This is a genomic window from Streptomyces sp. CC0208, from assembly GCF_003443735.1.
Lineage (GTDB): Bacteria > Actinomycetota > Actinomycetes > Streptomycetales > Streptomycetaceae > Streptomyces > Streptomyces sviceus.
On record NZ_CP031969.1, the window covers coordinates 1,242,079 to 1,257,132 of the forward strand.

Genomic DNA, 15,054 nt, shown 5'->3' on the forward strand with positions numbered 1-15,054 from the left:
GGGTCAGGGCCGCATCAGCACCTTGACCGCGCCCTCCTGCTTCTTCTGGAACATCTCGTACGCGTGCGGGGCGTCCGACAGCGGCACGTGATGGGTGGCGAAGTCGTCGACGCCGAGCGGGTCCTCGTCGATCAGGTACGGGATGATCTCGTCGCTCCAGCGCCGCACGTTGGCCTGGCCCATCCGGATCTGGATCTGCTTGTCGAACATGGTGAGCATGGGCAGCGGGTCTGCCATGCCGCCGTAGACGCCGGTGAGGGAGAGCGTGCCACCGCGGCGCACCAGCTCGATGGCGGTGTACAGGGCGGCGAGCCGGTCGACGCTGAAGCGCTCGGCGAACGGTCCGCCGATCTTCCTGGGCAGCAGGGCCGAGGCGTTCTGGGCGAGGCGGGCGACCGCACTGCCGTGCGCCTCGGTGCCGACGGCGTCGATCACGGCGTCCGGGCCGCGTCCGTCGGTCTCGTCGCGAATCGCCTGGACCAGTTCCTTCTCGCTGTCGAAGCTCCTGAGGTCGTACGTCTCCACGCCACGCGTGCGGGCCCGCCGCAGCCGTTCGGTCACGAGGTCCACGCCGAAGACGCGCCCGGCGCCGCGCACCTGCGCGACCCGGCAGGCCATGTCGCCAATGGGCCCGAGGCCCAGCACGGCGACGCTGCCGCCCTCGGGGACGTCCGCGTAGGAGACGGCCTGCCAGGCGGTGGGCAGCACGTCGGAGAGGTACACGAAGCGGTCGTCCGGCGGGCCCTCGGGGACCTTGATCGGTCCGTACTGGGCCTGCGGGACGCGCAGGTACTCGGCCTGGGCGCCCGGTACGGCGCCGTACAGCCGGGTGTAGCCGAACAGGGCTGCGCCCATGCCCTCGCTGGTGACCTGGGTGGTCTCGCACTGGGTCGGCAGTCCGGTCATGCACATCCAGCAGTTGCCGCAGGCGATCTGAAAGGGCACGACGACCCGGTCGCCGACCGAGAGGTCCGGCACCGCGGCGCCGACCTCCTCGACGATGCCCATGGGTTCATGGCCGAGGATGTCACCCGGGGTCATGAACGGAGTGAGTACCTCGTAGAGATGCAGGTCGGAGCCGCACAGTCCGGTCGAGGTGATCCGGATGACGGCGTCCGTCGGCTCCTGGATCTTCGGATCGGGCACTTCCTCCACCCGTACGTCCCGCTTGCCCTGCCAGGTCACAGCCTTCATCCCGGCACTCCCTCCGTCACCTAGTGTGTCGGTCCCGCGGTAGGCGCCCCGGGTACCCGGACGCGCTCCCGCCGAACCGCAATCCAGGGCCGATCGGCGTAGTCGACGCGACTAATCAGAAACAGACGGGTATGGCCACCAATGAACTTATAAGCGCACAATCAAAGACACGAGACGGGCGGGCATGGTGGGCATGGCGGGTACGGAGCAAGGGGCGCGCACGCGACGCGCCCGTACGGCGGCTGCACTGCTGACCGTCACGGGCCTCTTCGCCGCGGGCTGCACAGGACACGGCACACCCCCGGCCGACGACGGACGGGGACAGGTCCACACGGCACGACCGAGCACCTCGCAGCCGGGCACCTCGGAACCGAGCGCGGAGGCCGACCTCCCCTCCGTACTCGCCGTGAAGATCGACAACGTACGGGCGGCGCGCCCGCAGACCGGCCTCGACGCCGCGGACGTCGTGTACGCCGAGCAGGTGGAGGGCGGGCTCAGCCGCCTCATGGCGGTGTACGCGACCAAGCTGCCGAAGGCCGTCGGTCCCGTGCGCAGCGCCCGCGAGTCGGATCTGGAGCTGCTGCGGCAGTTCCACGAACCGACGCTCGCCTTCTCCGGTGCCCAGGGCAAGCTGATGCCCCTGATCAACAGTGCACCGCTGGTGGCCCGGACCCCCGAGAAGGCGTCCGGCGCCTATTTCCGAGGCGCCGACAAGGTCGTCCCGCACAACCTCTTCCTGCACCCCGGGCGCCTGGTGCCCGCCACGCCGGGCGCGGCCGCGCTGACGAACGGCTTCCGCTACGGCCCGGCGCCGGCCGGTGGCGTCAAGGACACCTCGGAGACGGTCCGTTACCCCGCCGCCCGCTTCACCTTCACCTGGTCGCAGAGCCGGGAGCGCTGGCTGGTCTCGATGGACGGCGCACCGGACGTGACGGCCGACGGGAAGCGGCTGGCCCCGGCCACGGTCGTCGTGCAGTACGTGAAGATCCGCAAGTCCGCCTTCCACGACTTCCTCGGCAACAACACGCCGTACACGGTGACGGTGGGCTCGGGGAGGGCGAAGGTGCTGCGCGACGGCCGCGCCTACGACGTGAACTGGCAGCGGGCGAAGGCCACGGACGGCACGGAGTTCACCACGAAGGACGGCTCCCCGGTGAACTTCGCCGAGGGCCAGGTGTGGGTCGTCTTCGCGAAGGCGTCCTGATCAGCGCTGGGTGACGAGGGGTTCCGCAGGATTGCGGAGCCCCTCGGCCGCGTCCGCGACCCGGCGGATGAGCTCGAAGAACCGGCTCTGTTCGTCGTCGGAGAGCGGGGCAAGGAACACCTGGTTCATCCGGGCGGTGCGCACGGTCAGCTTGCGGTGGGTGCGCACCCCGTCGTCGGTCAGGCGCAGCAGGAAGCGGCGGCCGTCCTGGGGGTCGCGGACCTTGTCGAGCAGTCCGCGCCGGCCGAGCCGGCTGATGACCTCGGCGATGGTGGACCGGTCGAGCCCCACCCGCTCCCCCACCGTGCGCTGGTCGAGCCCCGGCTCGGCGACGAGCGCGTTCAGGACCGCGAACTGGGGCGAGGTGATCTCCTCGGAGACCATCGTGTTCCACAGCAGGTAGTGCGCCTGCTGGAGTCGCCGGGCGAGGTGCCCCGGATGGGTGGTGAGGTCCACCGCGGCCATGTGCGCTCCCGAGTCAGGTTGGTTGGTGCACTGAAGAGTAGTGAGCCTTGACGCCAGGCTGCCACAGTGGCAGCTTAAGAGAAACCTCGCTGAAATACTCAGTGCACTGAGCAATGGGAGAGATGGGGCTGTGCGGATGGACAAGGTGGTCGCCACGGCCCGGGAGGCGGTGGCCGATGTGCCGGAGGGCGCGTCGCTCGCGGTGGGCGGTTTCGGGCTGAGCGGCGTGCCGAACGTCCTCATCCAGGCCCTGTACGAGCAGGGCACCGGCGCGCTGTCGGTGGTCTCCAACAACTGCGGGGCGATGGAATCGGGCCTCGCCGTCCTGCTCGCCGCCGGGCGCATCGCCCGGGTGACCGGCTCCTACATCGGCGCCAACAAGGAGTTCGCCCGCCAGTACCTGGCCGGCGAGCTGGAGGTCGAGATGATCCCGCAGGGCACGCTGGCCGAGCGGCTGCGGGCGGGCGGCGCCGGGATCCCCGCGTTCTTCACCCCGGCCGGCGTGGGGACCCAGGTCGCCGACGGCGGGCTGCCCTGGCGCTACGACGGCCACGGCGGCGTCGCGGTGGCCTCCCCGCCGAAGGAGGTGCGGGAGTTCGACGGCACGGAGTACGTCCTGGAGCACGGGATCCGCACCGACTTCGCCCTGGTGCGGGCGGCGAGGGGCGACCGGCACGGCAACCTGGTCTTCAACAAGTCCACCCGGAACTTCAACCCCCTCGCGGCGATGGCGGGCAGGGTCACCATCGCCGAGGTGGAGGAACTGGTGGAGCCCGGCGAGATCGACCCGGACGCGGTGCACCTGCCGGGGATCTTCGTGCAGCGGGTGATCGCGCTGACGCCCGAGCAGGCGAGGGACAAGCGGATCGAGCAGCGGACGGTGAGCAGCTGATGGCCTGGACCCGGGAACAGATGGCCGCGAGGGCCGCGCGCGAGCTCCAGGACGGCCAGTACGTCAACCTCGGCATCGGCCTGCCGACGCTGATCCCGAACTACCTCCCCGACGACGTCGAGGTGATCCTCGAGTCCGAGAACGGCATCCTGGGCACCGGCCCCTACCCCACCGAGGACCAGGTCGACCCCGACCTGATCAACGCGGGCAAGGAGACCGTGACGGTGCTGCCGGGGGCGTCCTTCTTCGACTCGGCGCTGTCCTTCGGGATGATCCGGGGCGGGCACATCGACGTGGCCGTGCTCGGCGCCATGCAGGTGTCCGAGACCGGCGACCTGGCCAACTGGGCCATCCCCGGCAAGCTGATCACCGGGATCGGCGGGGCGATGGACCTGGTCCACGGCGCCCGTACGGTCATCGTGGTGATGACGCACACCGCCAAGGACGGCTCACCGAAGATCCTCACCGAGTGCGCGCTGCCGCTGACCGGCAAGGCGTGTGTGAACCGGATCATCACCGACCTCGGCGTCCTGGACGTCACCGAGGACGGTCTGCTGCTGGTCGAGACGGCGCCCGGGGTGGGCGTCGAGGAGATCACCGCCAAGACCGATGCCAAGCTGAGTGTCGCGGAGGACCTGCGGTGAAGAACGTCTACGTCGTCGACGCGGTCCGCACCCCGGTCGGCCGCTACAACGGCTCCCTCGCCTCGGTACGCCCGGACGACCTGGGCGCCCACGCCATCCGTGAACTCCTCGCCCGCACTCCCGACTTGGACCCGTCCCGGATCGAGGACGTCTACTTCGGCAACGCCAACGGCGCCGGCGAGGAGAACCGCAACGTCGGCCGGATGGCCGCGCTGCTGGCGGGCCTGCCGACCTCGGTGCCAGGCGTGACGGTCAACCGGCTGTGCGCGTCGGGTCTGGAGGCGGTGATCCAGGCGGCCCGGGCGATCGCCCTCGGGGACGCCTCGATCGCCGTCGCCGGCGGTGTGGAGTCGATGACCCGGGCGCCGTACGTACTGCCCAAGTCCGACCGTGCGTTCCCGGCCGGGCACGCCGAGCTGTACTCGACGACCCTGGGCTGGCGCATGGTCAACCCGAGGATGGAGCCGCAGTGGACGGTTCCGCTGGGCGAGTCGGCGGAGCTGATCGCGGACAAGCACAAGATCACACGTGAGCAGCAGGACGAGTTCGCGCTGCACAGTCACCGGAAGGCGGCGAAGGCGCAGGGCGAGGGCCTGTTCGACGCGGAGCTCGCTCCCGTCCCCATCCCGCAGCGCAAGGGCGAGCCGGTCGTCTTCGGCGCCGACGAGTGCGTACGGCCGGATGCCTCGCTGGAGGCGATGGCCAAGCTCAAACCGTCGTTCCGCAAGGACGCCGGCACGGTCACCGCGGGCAACGCCTCGCCGCTGAACGACGGCGCCGCCGCACTGCTGCTCGTCGACGACGAGGGCCTCGCCGCCACCGGTCGCGAGCCGCTGGCCCGGATCTCCGCCACCGGCGTCAACGCGCTGGACCCGCACTACTTCGGGCTCGCCCCCGTCGAGGCGGTCAACCGGGCACTCGCCAAGGCGGGCAAGGGATTTGACGACCTGTCCGTGCTGGAGCTGAACGAGGCGTTCGCCGCCCAGGTGCTCGGCTGCGTGGCCGAGTGGCCCGAGTTCGACCCGGCGATCCTCAACCCGCAGGGCGGCGCGATCGCCCTCGGCCACCCGCTGGGCGCCTCCGGGGCACGGCTGGCCGGCACGGTCGCCCATCAACTCGCCCGCAGGGGCGGCGGAGTGGGCGTCGCCACCCTGTGCATCGGTGTCGGCCAGGGCCTCGCCCTCGTCCTCGAACGTTAAGGAACGCAGGAATCCCCATGACTCTCACCCAGCACGACATCGACCAGGAAATCGCCGCCGAGCACGCCGCCTACGAGAAGCGGCTCGCCGACGGAGCTCCCGTCGAGCACCAGCCGCGCCGCGACTACGCGCCCTACCGTTCCTCGGTGCTGCGGCACCCGAAGCAGCCGCCGATCACCATCGACGTGTCCAAGGACCCGGAGTTGGTCGAGCTGCACTCGCCCGCCTTCGGGGAGCGGGACATCACCGAGATCGACAACGACCTGACCCGGCAGCACAACGGGGAGCCGATCGGTGAGCGGATCACCGTCGAGGGCCGGCTCCTCGACCGGAACGGCCGTCCGCTGCGCGGTCAGCTGGTCGAGATCTGGCAGGCGAACTCGGCCGGGCGCTACGCCCACCAGCGCGAGCAGCACGACGCCCCGCTGGACCCGAACTTCACCGGTGTCGGCCGCACCCTGACCGACGACAGGGGCTTCTACCGTTTCACCACCGTCCAGCCGGGCCCCTACCCGTGGCGCCAGCACGTCAACGCGTGGCGGCCGGCCCACATCCACTTCTCGATCTTCGGCACGGCCTTCACCCAGCGGCTCGTGACGCAGATGTACTTCCCGAGCGACCCGCTGTTCCCGTACGACCCGATCATCCAGTCGGTGACCGACGACGCGGCCCGTCAGCGGCTCGTCGCCACCTACGACCACAGTCTGTCCGTGCCGGAGTTCTCGATGGGCTACCACTGGGACATCGTGCTCGACGGGCCGCAGGCCACCTGGATCGAAGAAGGACGCTGACCAGCCATGACGAAGATCGACACCAGCCGTCCGGAGAGCGTGCTGCCGACCCCGTCGCACACGGTCGGCCCCTTCTACGGCCACGCCCTGCCCTTCCCCGGCGGCGGCGACATCGCGCCCGTCGGCCACCCGGACACCATCACCCTCCAGGGCCACATCACCGACGGCGAGGGCAGCCCGCTGCCGGACGCCTTCCTGGAGCTGTGGAGCGCCGACCCCTCGGGCAACGTCCCGCAGGTCGACGGCTCGATCCGGCGCGACCCCGCGAGCGGCGGCTATCTCGGCCGCAACGGCGTGGAGTTCACCGGCTGGGGCCGTATCCAGACCGACGCCAACGGCCACTGGACCGCGCGCACCCTGCGGCCGGGCGCGCGCGGGCGGAGCGCGCCGTACATCAGCGTGTGCGTCTTCGCGCGTGGACTGCTGGTGCATCTGTACACCCGCATCTACCTGCCGGGCGACGAGGCGGTCCTGACCGCCGACCCGCTGCTGTCCCGGGTGCCGGCGCAGCGGCGCGACACGCTGATCGCGCGGAAGCAGGACGATGGCACCTACCGTTTCGACATCCGCCTTCAGGGCGAAGGCGAAACGGTCTTCCTGGAGTTCCAGTGACTTCTCCCGATCCGGACACCGGCCTGCTCGCCCCGGGGTGGGCAGGCTCCCCCGCCGCCGCGGCGACCTCCGACGGCGCCTGTCTCCAGGCGCTGCTGGACGCGGAGGCCGCGCTGACCCGGGCGCAGGCCCGCCTGGGGCTCGCCCCGGACGCGGCGGCCGACGCGGTGACCGAGGCGGCCCACGCGGACCGCTTCGACGTACGATCCCTCGCCGAGCGGGCGCGCACCGGCGGCAACCCCGTCATCCCCTTGGTCGCCGACCTCACGAAGGCGGTCGGCGAGGAGTACGGGCCGTACGTCCACCGGGGCGCCACCAGCCAGGACATCCTGGACACGGCGACGATGCTGGTGGCGGCACGCACCCTCGACCTCGTACTGGGGGACCTGCACCGCGTCCAGCAGGCCCTGGCCCGGCTCGCCTCCGAGCATCGGGACACCGTGATGCCTGCGCGGACACTCACCCAGCACGCCGTTCCGACCACGTTCGGGCTCAAGGCGGCCGGGTGGCGTTCGTTGGCCCTGGATGCGCGGGACCGGGTCATCGAGGTGCGGGACGATCTACCCGCACAGCTAGGGGGTGCCGCAGGGACGCTGGCGGCCTTCACCGCGTACGGCGCCCGGGACACGGTGATGCTCACGGCTGCCTTCGCCCGTGAACTCGGCCTCGATGCGCCGCTCCTCCCCTGGCACACCCTGCGCACTCCGATCGCCGACCTCGCCGGCTGCCTGGCGTTCACCGCCGGAGCGCTGGGCAAGATCGCCGCGGATGTGCTGGTACTCGGCCGTACCGAGATCGCCGAGGTCGCGGAGGGCAGCGGGGGCGGTTCCTCGGCCATGCCGCACAAGGCGAACCCCGTCCGCTCGACGCTGATCGCCGCTGCGGCCCGGCGCGCGCCGCAGCTCGCGGCCACGCTGTACGGCTCGATGGCCGCGGAGGACGAGCGCCCGGCCGGTGTCTGGCACGCCGAGTGGGAGCCGCTGAGGGATCTGCTGCGACTGGTCGGCGGCGCCGCCCGGGACGCGGCCGAACTGACCGAGGGACTGAGGGTGAACGCGGACACCATGCGTGCACACCTCGATCTCACCCACGGGTTGATCGTCTCCGAGCGTCTGTCCGCCGAGCTGGCCGCCGTGCTGGGGCGCCCCCGCGCGAAGCAGCTGCTCACGGATCTCGCGAAGCGGACATACACCGAAGGGCTCTCGCTCGGCGAACTCCTCGCTCAGGAGCCCGGGTTGAAGGACGTCGATCTCGACGAGCTCACCGACCCCGCCCGTTACACCGGCTCCGCCGGTGCCCTCACCGACCGTGCTCTGGAGCGACGTTGACCGACACCCTCCTCAACCACCGCGCCGAGGGCCCCGCCTCCGCTCCCCCGCTGCTGCTCGGGCCGTCGCTCGGGACGTCGTACGCCCTGTGGGACAAGGTGGCGCCCGAGCTGTCGCTCACCCACCGGGTGATCCGCTGGGACCTGCCCGGACACGGCGGTTCGGCGGCCGACCTGATCGGGCCCGGCGCCGGCGTGGGTGACCTAGCCGACCTGGTGCTGGCGCTCGCCGACTCGCTCGGCGTCGAGCGGTTCGCCTACGCGGGAGTGTCGCTCGGGGGCGCGGTCGGTCTGCACCTGGCCGTGCACCACCCGGAGCGCGTCGCCTCGCTGGCGGTGATCTGCTCCTCGGCCCACTTCAACGGGGCCAAGCCGTGGCAGGAGCGGGCCGAGCGGGTCCGCCGGGAGGGCCTGGAGTGGCTGCTGGAGAGCGCGAACTCCCGTTGGTTCGCGGGTGACTTCACCGTCCCGGAGCTCGTACGGGACCACGCCGAGGCCGATCCGGAGGCGTACGCGGCCTGCTGTGACGCCCTGGCCTCCTTCGACCTGCGCGACCGGCTGGCCGGGATCTCCGCGCCGACTCTGCTGATCGCCGGCCGCCAGGACCCGGCGACCCCGCCGCCCCATCTGCGGGAGATCGCCGACGCGGTGCCGCGTGCCACGCTCGTCGAACTCCCGGGGGCCTCGCACCTGGCCCCGGCGCAGTGCCCGGAAGCCGTTCTCACCGCTCTGCGCACGCATCTCGACGGGGGTGCCAAGCGGGGCATGGAGGTGCGGCGCGAGGTGCTCGGGGACGCGCACGTGGACCGGGCGCAGGCCCGGCAGACGCCGTTCACCGCGCGGTTCCAGGACTTCATCTCGCGGTACGCGTGGGGCGAGATCTGGACCGACCCGACGCTCAGCCGCCGCGAGCGCAGCATGATCACGCTGACGGCGCTGGTCGCGCACGGCCACTACGACGAGCTGGCCATGCATGTGCGGGCGGCCCGGCGCAACGGCCTCACGCCGGAGGAGATCGGCGCCGTCCTGCTCCAGACGGCCGTCTACTGCGGGGTACCGGCGGCGAACTCGGCGTTCGCCACGGCCCAGCGGGTGCTGGCGGAGGAGACGGAAGGGTGACCCCGGCAGGGGCAGGCACGAGAGACGACCGTGTGCCTACCGTGGGAGCATGTCGACCATCCTGATCACCGGTGCCACCTCCGGTCTCGGCCGTTACGTCGCCTTCGAACTGGTCCGCGCCGGCCATCTCGTCCTCGCCCACGGGCGGGACCCGGGCCGCACCGAGAGCCTGGTTGCCGAACTGCGGACCGAGGGGGTGGCCGAGGGATTCGTCGCCGACCTCGCCTCCCTGGCCCAGGTGCGCGAGCTGGGCGCACGGGTCGCCGAGGCCCACCCCGGGCTCGATGTCCTGATCAACAACGCGGGCGTGGGCGCGGGTTCGCCCGGCTCGGGGCGGGAGGTGAGCGCGGACGGGCATGAACTGCGGCTGGCGGTGAACTACTTGGCGCCGGTCGCGCTGACCAGAGCACTGTTGCCGACGCGGCCGGCGCGGATCGTCAACGTCGGGTCGGTCGGCCAGGAGCCGGTCGACTTCGACGACGTCGAGTTCACTCGCGGCTACAACGGTTTCGCCGCGTACCGCCGCGCCAAGTTCGCGCTGGCGGCCCATACCTTCGCCCTGGCCGAGGAGTTGGCGGGAACGGAGGTCGCGGTCAACGTCCTGCACCCGGCGACGTTCATGGACACGGCCATGGTCCGCGAGGGCGGGGTGGCTCCGTGGTCGACGGTGGCGGACGGGGCTCCGGGGGTGCTGGCCCTGGCCACCCAGGACCTGGGCACGGGCGGCTTCTTCGACGGGACGAATCCGGCGCGGGCACACGAGGGGACGTACGACAGGGAGGTGCAGAAGCGCCTGTCGGCCGTCACCGACCGGCTACTGGTGTCCTGAGGAGGCGAAAACGCCGGTCACCGCAGTCCCCGCCCCGTCTCCAGCACCTCCCTGGCCTGCGCCACCAACCCGTCCGCCCCGCACGAACGCGCCAGCGCCAGGCCCCGGTTGAGCTCGGCCACGGACCGCGCCGCGATGCCGTACTCGACCCGGGCCGCGGCATGCTCGTACTGACAAGGCGACGCCTCCAGATACGCCACGGCCTGCGCGGCAAGCCGTACCGCCCGCTGCCCCGTCTCCAGCGCGGCAGCGCACCGCAGCGCCTCACCGATCGCCGTGTCCGTGCCGAGGCGCTCGGCATGCCGGCGCAGATCCGTGGCCAGCTGGGCGGCCCGCACCGGGTCCTCGACGGCGAGAGCGCGCGCGAGGTCGGCCGCCCACGGCACCAGCACGGGATTGTGGTGTCCTCGGACCGCCGCTGCCTTCTCCGCGGCGTCCAGTTCGTTGATCCCCTCCTTGGTCCTGCCGACCGCCAGCAGCAGCCGCCCGCGCACGGACCGGGGGTCGGGCAGCACGATCGTGGACGGGTACGGCGGGGCGAACCCGTACTGCTCGGCGATCGCCCACGCCTCCTCGACATGCCCGCGCGCGAGCAGCGTGTCGACGAGGTTGCAGGTCGCCGACCAGTACAGCGGCAGGCCTCGCCCCACCCGCTCGGCGAGCCGCAGGGACTCGCGCAGGGAGGTCTCCGCCTCCCGGAGCCGGCCGCGCCGACGGTGGCCCAGGCCGACGTAGGCGTGGGCGAGCGCGAGGTGGCCGCCGCTCCAGCCGGCCGTCTCGTAGGTGCGCAGGGCCTCGGTGTACAGGGCCTCGGCGCGGTCGAGCCGGTCCGTGAAGGCGTACGCGCTGGCCAGCATCAGCGGCAGTTCGAGGCCCCACTCGGTGTCGGTCCAGCCGAGTCCCGGCGCGAGGCGGCCGTTGACGAGGGCGCGGTCGCACACTTCGCCGATCTCCTCGGCGCTCTCGCCGCGGGCCATCGCGTCGAATCCGCGCAGGATCAGCAGGGCCCGCTCGGAGTTGTCCCGGCCCGTGCAGGTGGCGGCCAGGGCGGCGAGGCGCTCGGAGCGCCCCGGGGAGGTGGCCTCGCCCGGGTAGAGCCCCTCCCAGGTGTACTGCACGGCCTGGAGGCGCAGTCGGGCCGGGCCTTCCTCGTGCCGGGCGGCCTCCGCCTCGACCGTGCGGACCGCCTCTTCCAGCTGGTTGTTGTGCATGAGCGCCTGGGACAGGCGGACGACGGCGTCCACCCGGGCGGCGCCCTCCAGGCCGGGCAGGGCGAGCGCGGTCTGGAGGTGGCCGATGGTCTTGGCGGGGGCGGTCAGGAGGGTGGCGCAGCCGAGTTCGAAGAGCACGCGCGCGTGCACCTCGGGGGTCGGGGGTTCCAGCAGGGCGCGCTCCAGACAGCGGCGGGCCGCGTCGGGGGCGCCGACGAGGAGGTGTTCACGGGCGGCCTCGCGCAGTTGCTCGACGAGTTCCTCGTCGTCGTCCGGGTGGACCTGGAGCAGGTGCCGGGAGGCGGCCGCGGCGCCGAGCCCGGAGTCGGTGACGAGCTGGGCGGCGATGCCGTGCATGGCGGTGCGCAGGGCGTCGGGGATGGAGTCGTAGACGGCGGTGGCGATCAGTGGGTGCACGAACTCCAGCTCGTCGTCCTCCGCGTCGGAGTCGGTCAGGATGCGGGCGTTGCGCAGCAGTTCGGCGCAGAGGGTCGCCTTGTCCGGCTTGAGGGTGGCGAGTCTGGCCACCAGGTCGACGGAGATGTCGGTGCCGAGGATCGCGGCCGCCCAGGCGAACCGGGTGGCGTCGATGCCGAGTTCCTCCAGGCGGGCGACGAGTCCGCCGCCGCGGGCCGACCGGTTCAGCTCGCGCAGTTCGTTGGCCGAGCCCTCGCTGGGTTCCATCTCGCTGTCGCGGACCTTGGCGAGGAGCTCGACGGTCTCGTACGGGTTGCCGCCGGTGACGGCCCACACCTCGCGGCAGAACGGGGCGTCGGCGTGCTCGCCGAGGGTGGCGCGGGTGAGGCCCGCGGTGGCTTCCGGGGTGAGGGCGCTGAGGCTGGTGACGGGGTGGCCCGCGGCGGAGGCCACGGTCTCCAGGAGGCGGTCGCTCTCGGTGGTGGCCTCGCCGGGCCGCCGGGCCACCACGACCAGGACGGACAGGTCGTCCAGGCGCTCGGCGAAGGCGGCGAGCCAGCGCAGGGTCTCCTGGTCGGCCCAGTGGGCGTCGTCGACCATCAGCACGAGCGGCCAGTCCCGGCGGGCCAGCCGGCGCACCGCGGCGACCAGTCCGTCGCACACGCCCTGCGGGTCGGCCTGCCGCTCCCCCGGGTCCGCGATGCCGAGGGCGGGGCCTGCGATGTCGTACCAGTCGCCGAGGTACTCGCGGGCCTCCTCGGGCATCAGCGACAGGAGGGCCGGCTGGAGCAGTTGGCGTACGACGTTGAAGGGGACGGACCTGAGGGTCTCGCCGCCGCGGGCCGACCAGACCGTGCAGCCGCGCTCCTCGGCGAGGCGGCGGGTCTGGGTCAGCAGGGCGGTCTTGCCGAAGCCCGCCTCGCCGCGGATCAGCAGCACACTGCCCGAGGACGTGCGGCCCGCACACAGGGAGTCGATCACCCGTTCGACGGCGGCGAGTTCCTCGTCGCGCTCCCACAGCGAGGCCGGGGCGGCCGCAATCGGCCGTACCTCCGTCATCCCGCTACCTCCCCAAGTCGCCCGGACGACGTACAGATCTCGAGCGTAGCCGTCCCGGTGCGGAAGCGGAGGACGGTCGGGGTACCTGTTGCCTTGACGGGTGACCTGGGGTACGGGAGGGCGACGCGCGGTGCCTCTGACCTCCCGTCGACAAACCTGACCGACAGTCAGCCGTGGGGCGCGTCTCGGAACGGCCGATTCGAGTGGTGGCCCTCTCATCCCTCTTTCACCGAGTGCTCATACGGTGGGGGCATGACGCAGGAGACTCCCCCCGGGTGGTACCCCGACCCCGGGCAGACAAGTGACGGTCCCGCCGCCGAGCGCTGGTGGGACGGCAAGGCGTGGACCGAGCAGACCCGGCCCGCCGGATCAGCCGCCGCATGGGGTCCCCCGGAACAGGTCGCGAGCCCTGGGGACGCCGGGCCGTACCCGGCCTTCCCGCCGTATCCCGCCCAGCCGCCGAGCGGCTCGCGGCGCGGTCGTACGGGCATAGCCGTGGCGGTGGCGGTCGTGGTCCTGGCGAGCATAGGCGTGGGCGTGTACGCGCTGGCCCACAGCGGCAACGGGAACAATGACTCGGCCACCTCGCAGGGGCCGGGCGGCCCGGGCGGCACGGGAGGCCAGGGCGGACCGTTCGGCGGCAACGGAGGGTCCGGCGGTTCCGGCGGCAGCGGGGGTTCCGGGGGCGCGTCGCCCTCCCCGCAGGGGTCCGAGGCGCCGAGGATCGAGAGCGGTTCGGTGACCGACTCGATCGACGGGATCAGCCTGCCCGTACCGGACGACTGGTACGGCCAGGAGATAGCGGTCGGAGCGTCCGTGACCTCGAACGACTCCTATGCGTGCCCCGGCGACACCGCCGACAAGTGCACGAAGGGCGGTGCCTACTCGGCGCCCGCCGTGGCGCTGGGCACCAAGGGCGGCACGGCCGAGGCCGTCGCCAAGGCCGACATCCAGGCGAACGCCGAGCAGTCCTACGGCGGCAAGACCTACGGTTCGATCACCTCGCACGACGTCCTCGCCTCGAAGGCGGTGACCGTGGCCGGGCAGAAGGGTTATCTGGTCCGCTGGAAGGCGGTCACCAGCAAGGGCTCCGACGGCTATGTCGAGTCCCTGGCCTTCCCGTCCCCGGCGAACCCGCAGCAGATCGTCGTGGTGCGCTTCGGTGTCGACGTCGAGGAGGGCCAGAGCGTGATCGACGACATCACCAAGGGGATCAAGGTGTCGACGGGCGGCGGCAGAGGCCAGGGCGTCTGACGACCGGTCCCCGGACACCCGTCGGCCGGGTGGGGCGCCTCCCCGCTCAGGAGGAACCCCACCCGGCCGGGGGGTGCGCGCCGCCCCCGTCCCCACGGTGCGGCGCGAGCAGGCCACCGTCCAGTCATCCCGTGGACGGCGACCTGGGTCTCAGGTCAGGCCGAGGGCCGGCAGTACGGCGGCCTCGACGAAGTGGACCAGGTAGTCCGGGTCGGCGTACTTCCCGTCCACGACGGGCCGGGCGCGGATGACGCCGAACATCTGGGCCGGGACGTACTCCAGCGCCGGGTGTCCGGCGGTGATCTCACCCCGGTCGACCCCCCGCTGGAGAATGTGCCTCAGTGCGGCGATCTCCGGTTCGACCAGCGCCTCACGCAGGGCCTGCGCGAGTTCCGCGTCCTGGGTGACGGCGTGGCCGAGCGCCTGGAGCAGCTTGGTGTCGTGCATCGACCACCGGCCCGCGGCCCGGGCGGCCTCGCGCAGGTCGTCGGCGAGCGATCCGGTGTCGATCCCGTCGAACTTCGACCTGCGGCGGGAGCGCAGGGCGGCCACCACGAACTGGGGCTTGGTCTTCCACTGCCGGTAGAGGGTGGACTTGCTGCAGCGGGTGCTGGCGGCGACGCCCTCCATGGTCACGGCTTCGTATCCGCATTCGCGGACCTGTTCGAGCACGGCGTCGAAGAACTCCTGCTCACGCTCGGGCGTGATCTTGGAGCGGCGCGAGGCGGCGACCGTCTCCGGTCCGTCCGCGGCCTGCGACGTCATCAGCTCGTCCTCCATTCATTCCCGGATTCCAGTGTGTCGTATGTCTATCGATACGCCAGTGTACCGGTACCC

The 15,054-nt window shown here is 72.0% G+C and carries 14 protein-coding genes; 10 read left to right on the plus strand and 4 right to left on the minus strand.

What is annotated here, in order from left to right; all coding sequences use genetic code 11:
• Positions 1–3: 3 nt before the first annotated feature.
• Positions 4–1,194, minus strand: a complete 1,191-nt coding sequence (locus D1369_RS05780; RefSeq protein ID WP_007386091.1) for a zinc-dependent alcohol dehydrogenase — start codon at positions 1,192–1,194, stop codon at positions 4–6.
• Positions 1,195–1,378: 184 nt separating this feature from the next.
• On the opposite strand from D1369_RS05780, the gene D1369_RS05785 reads away from it, so the two are divergent.
• A complete protein-coding gene (locus D1369_RS05785; RefSeq protein ID WP_037902072.1) occupies positions 1,379–2,398 on the plus strand; it encodes a DUF3048 domain-containing protein in 1,020 nt (339 codons plus the stop codon).
• Here D1369_RS05785 and D1369_RS05790 read toward each other — a convergent pair whose 3' ends face one another.
• Positions 2,399–2,863, minus strand: coding sequence for a MarR family transcriptional regulator (locus D1369_RS05790; RefSeq protein ID WP_007386089.1), 465 nt, complete (start codon positions 2,861–2,863; stop codon positions 2,399–2,401).
• A gap of 136 nt (positions 2,864–2,999) precedes the next feature.
• Here D1369_RS05790 and D1369_RS05795 point away from each other — a divergent pair, with 136 nt between their 5' ends.
• From D1369_RS05795 to D1369_RS05830, 8 genes are read left to right on the plus strand one after another with little or no spacing between them, the layout of a single operon-like run.
• Positions 3,000–3,755 (plus strand): CoA transferase subunit A, encoded by a 756-nt coding sequence (locus tag D1369_RS05795; RefSeq protein WP_037902069.1) that lies wholly within the window; start codon positions 3,000–3,002, stop codon positions 3,753–3,755.
• Positions 3,755–4,399, plus strand: a complete 645-nt coding sequence (locus tag D1369_RS05800) for a CoA transferase subunit B (protein ID WP_007386087.1) — start codon at positions 3,755–3,757, stop codon at positions 4,397–4,399. Before D1369_RS05795 ends, D1369_RS05800 begins: the two co-directional genes overlap by 1 nt.
• Complete coding sequence (locus tag D1369_RS05805; protein WP_007386086.1) at positions 4,396–5,598, plus strand: thiolase family protein; 1,203 nt, start codon at positions 4,396–4,398, stop codon at positions 5,596–5,598. Before D1369_RS05800 ends, D1369_RS05805 begins: the two co-directional genes overlap by 4 nt.
• Before the next feature lie 17 nt (positions 5,599–5,615).
• Complete coding sequence (pcaH, locus tag D1369_RS05810; protein WP_007386085.1) at positions 5,616–6,389, plus strand: protocatechuate 3,4-dioxygenase subunit beta; 774 nt, start codon at positions 5,616–5,618, stop codon at positions 6,387–6,389.
• Between the two features lie 6 nt (positions 6,390–6,395).
• On the plus strand, positions 6,396–7,001 hold the full coding sequence (gene pcaG, locus D1369_RS05815; RefSeq protein WP_007386084.1) for a protocatechuate 3,4-dioxygenase subunit alpha: 606 nt from the start codon (positions 6,396–6,398) through the stop codon (positions 6,999–7,001).
• A complete protein-coding gene (gene pcaB / locus D1369_RS05820; RefSeq protein ID WP_118082305.1) occupies positions 6,998–8,329 on the plus strand; it encodes a 3-carboxy-cis,cis-muconate cycloisomerase in 1,332 nt (443 codons plus the stop codon). The genes pcaG and pcaB overlap by 4 nt, the downstream gene beginning before the upstream one ends.
• Positions 8,326–9,447: a 3-oxoadipate enol-lactonase gene (gene pcaD, locus D1369_RS05825; protein ID WP_007386082.1), complete on the plus strand. Its 1,122-nt coding sequence runs from the start codon at positions 8,326–8,328 to the stop codon at positions 9,445–9,447. The genes pcaB and pcaD overlap by 4 nt, the downstream gene beginning before the upstream one ends.
• Before the next feature lie 49 nt (positions 9,448–9,496).
• Positions 9,497–10,276: an SDR family NAD(P)-dependent oxidoreductase gene (locus D1369_RS05830; RefSeq protein WP_007386081.1), complete on the plus strand. Its 780-nt coding sequence runs from the start codon at positions 9,497–9,499 to the stop codon at positions 10,274–10,276.
• Between the two features lie 17 nt (positions 10,277–10,293).
• On the opposite strand, the gene D1369_RS05835 is transcribed toward D1369_RS05830, so the two are convergent.
• On the minus strand, positions 10,294–12,963 hold the full coding sequence (locus tag D1369_RS05835; RefSeq protein WP_118082306.1) for an AAA family ATPase: 2,670 nt from the start codon (positions 12,961–12,963) through the stop codon (positions 10,294–10,296).
• Between the two features lie 252 nt (positions 12,964–13,215).
• On the opposite strand from D1369_RS05835, the gene D1369_RS05840 reads away from it, so the two are divergent.
• A complete protein-coding gene (locus D1369_RS05840; RefSeq protein ID WP_007386079.1) occupies positions 13,216–14,217 on the plus strand; it encodes a DUF2510 domain-containing protein in 1,002 nt (333 codons plus the stop codon).
• Positions 14,218–14,367: 150 nt separating this feature from the next.
• Here the strand turns inward: D1369_RS05840 and D1369_RS05845 are convergent, their stop codons facing one another.
• A complete protein-coding gene (locus tag D1369_RS05845) occupies positions 14,368–14,982 on the minus strand; it encodes a TetR/AcrR family transcriptional regulator (protein ID WP_007386078.1) in 615 nt (204 codons plus the stop codon).
• Positions 14,983–15,054: the final 72 nt, after the last annotated feature.